The 3,099-nt window shown below is 32.3% G+C and carries 1 protein-coding gene; it reads left to right on the forward strand.

Features of this window, described 5'->3' with window-relative positions:
• Nucleotides 1-2,837, forward strand: a 2,837-nt coding sequence (locus tag M0R38_13240) for a BREX-1 system adenine-specific DNA-methyltransferase PglX (GenBank protein MCK9482700.1), incomplete at its 5' end; no start/stop codon positions are given.
• Nucleotides 2,838-3,099 lie beyond the last annotated feature (262 nt).

A 3,099-nucleotide genomic window follows, 5' to 3' on the forward strand; every position in this document is an offset into this window, starting at 1 on the left:
GTGCCCATTTGGAGATACTTAGGGAACTCTCTACAGATAATATAACAGCCAATAACTTTAAGGAGCTGCATCAGGCTTGGGAGAAAGCTCTGGATATACAGGTACTTAATAATAAGTTTTATACTGAAATTGCCAAGCATTATTATGCCTTAGTTAATCACAAAGACTTTAGAATGCCCAGTGATGATTTTGATGAACAAGAGAAAAAAGAAAATTTCGTTGTCAGATTGATCGGGCGTATCATATTTTGCTGGTTCTTGAACAAGAAAAAAGCCAAAGACGGCTTGCCATTGATACCAGATTATGTTTTGGACCGTGAGACTGTTAAAAAAGGCAACTATTATAAAGATATTTTAGAAAAACTGTTTTTTGAAGCTATGAATAAAGAATTAAAGAGTAGGACTGTTCGCTCTGAAATGTGGGACAGTATTCCATTTCTCAATGGTGGGTTATTTGATCCAAACCAACACCATGACTGTTATAACAATGGAGAAAGGAATGATAGCTTAAATCTGCCTGATGGATGGTTTATTGGTTTTTATGAGTTTTTATCTGGTTTCATCTTTACTATAGATGAGAATACTCCGCTTATTGTTGAACTGTCAGTTGACCCTGAGATGTTAGGTCGTATATTTGAAAACCTTTTAGGTGAAATAAACCCGGAAACAAATAAATCTGCACGAAAATCAACAGGTTCGTTTTATACTCCACGAGAAATAGTCGATTATATGGTTGATATATCATTAAAAGCCTATTTGCAAAGTAAACTTGAGATTACAGATGAAAAATTAGACGATTTATTTGATTATAACAAAACAGATTTTAAACTAAGCAAGGAGAAGAAAAACGATATTTTAGACGCCTTAATGAGCGTAAAAATACTTGATCCTGCCTGTGGGTCAGGTGCCTATCCTATGGGTATATTACAGAGGATGTTTTTTATTATGCAAAAATTAGATCCCAAATCTGAGTATTGGTTAAAAACTCAAATTGAAGAACCAAATCTCAGAAATCAGATAACAGACAATATTGAAAATGAAAACATAAACTATTTTCGTAAGCTTTCTATTATACAAAACTGCATCTATGGAATAGATATTCAACAGATGGCTACTGATATTTCTAAGCTTAGATTTTTCCTCACATTGGTAATTGAAGATAAACTTAATCAGAAAGATAATAGGGGCATAACTCCATTACCTAATCTGATGTTTAAGTTTATTACTGCTAATACCTTAGTTGATTTAGGTTTAAACAGACAAGATAAATTTATGACAAATATAATGAAAAAATACAAGCAAATTATAAAAGACTCATATAATGCACGAACACTGGAAGAAAAAAAACAAATAGAAGATAGATTTGGACAGATTAAAGGTGAATTATTGGAATCTTTAAACTACCAAGGAAAACAAATAACTTTATTTGGAGAAGAAAAAACAAAAGATACAAAAGTCGACGATACGATTCGAAAATTGATATCCTATAATCCTTTTCGTGACAACAATTATTTTTGGTTTGATCCAATGATTATGCTTGGTGTATTTGATGGGTTTGATTTAGTGATTGGCAACCCGCCATATGTCCAGCTGCAAGATATGGATCCAGGTAATACAAAAGAGCTCGAAGCCATGGTTTTTAAAACTTATGCTCCAAAAGGCGATTTATATTGTCTTTTTTATGAAAAAGGAATAAATATGCTCAAAGAAGAAGGCCACCTTTGCTTTATAACTTCTAACAAATGGATGAGAGCAGATTATGGTAAAAAATTAAGAGCATACTTTGCAAAATTGAATCCAAAGCTTTTAATAGATTTGAGATCAGGAGTATTTAAATCAGCGACAGTTGACACAAATATACTCTTAATTGAAAAAACTGATAATAAACAAATTCTAAAGGCATTGACTTATAAAAACAAAGGAGTTTCACTTTCGGAAAGTGTTAAAAATCATTCAATTATACTAACTAATTTGTCTGAGGTAGGTTGGTCAATAGTAGATAAAAATGAAAAAAAACTAAAGGAAAAGATTGATACAATCGGGAAACCACTAAAAGATTGGAATGTGAATATTTATTATGGTATTAAAACAGGTAAAGACAAGGCATTTATTATTGATAACAAAACGAAAGATAGACTATGTCAAGAAGATCCTACATCTGCAGAAATAATTAAACCTTATCTTCGTGGTAAAGACATTTCAAGATACAAATATAAATGGGGTGAGCAATGGCTTTTGGTAACAGGTAAAAGTTTAAATATACCAAATCTCTACCCTGCTATTTTTAATTATTTGAAAAAATATGAAAAGGTCGCAAAAGCAAGAGCAGATCAAGGTGACAATTGGTGGAACCTTAGGACATGCACTTACTATGACGCCTTTGATAAAAAAAAGTTAATATGGGCTGAGACATCTAGTGAACTTAGGTTTTGTATTGATAAAGAAAAGTATTATGTTAACAAAACATGCTTTATAGTAACAGGATCAAACTTAGAATATATATGTGGAATCATTAACTCAAAGCTAATAGACAATATTTTCAGAAATCAAATAGCTAATACACTTGGGGAAAAAACAGTCCAAGCATCAAAAATCTATGTAGAACGAATTCCCATTCCTCCCATCACTCCATCAAATCAATACATCGCAAATGAAATCGAGCAATTAGTCAGTGAGATTATCAAGAAAAAAAAGGATGATGAAGATACTTTGGCATTAGAGGCACGTATTGACGACTTAGTTTGTGAGCTTTATGAGTTGACAGAAGAGGAAAAAGAATTGGTAATGCGAGAAAAAGTTAATGAGGAATCAGAAGAGGGTAGTTGTGAAGAAAAATGAGGATATGGTAGTAAGCGATACGAATAATAAAGAAAAACTTCGGCGACATTTATACCGCATATTAAACCAAAATCCCATTTTGGATTATTAACTCGTATGTACAAGTCTCCCGACTTGTACACCAAGATGATATATATTTCTGCGAAATTTATAATTGAATTGTTTTTTTAGATGGATGGTGAAGGGTAGTTTTTGGAGTACAAGCTGGAAGCTTGTACATACGGGGTTTGACTGGTCGGTTAATGATTGGTCTTGTTGTACA

Source organism: Bacteroidia bacterium (assembly GCA_023228875.1).
GTDB lineage: Bacteria > Bacteroidota > Bacteroidia > NS11-12g > UBA955 > JALOAG01.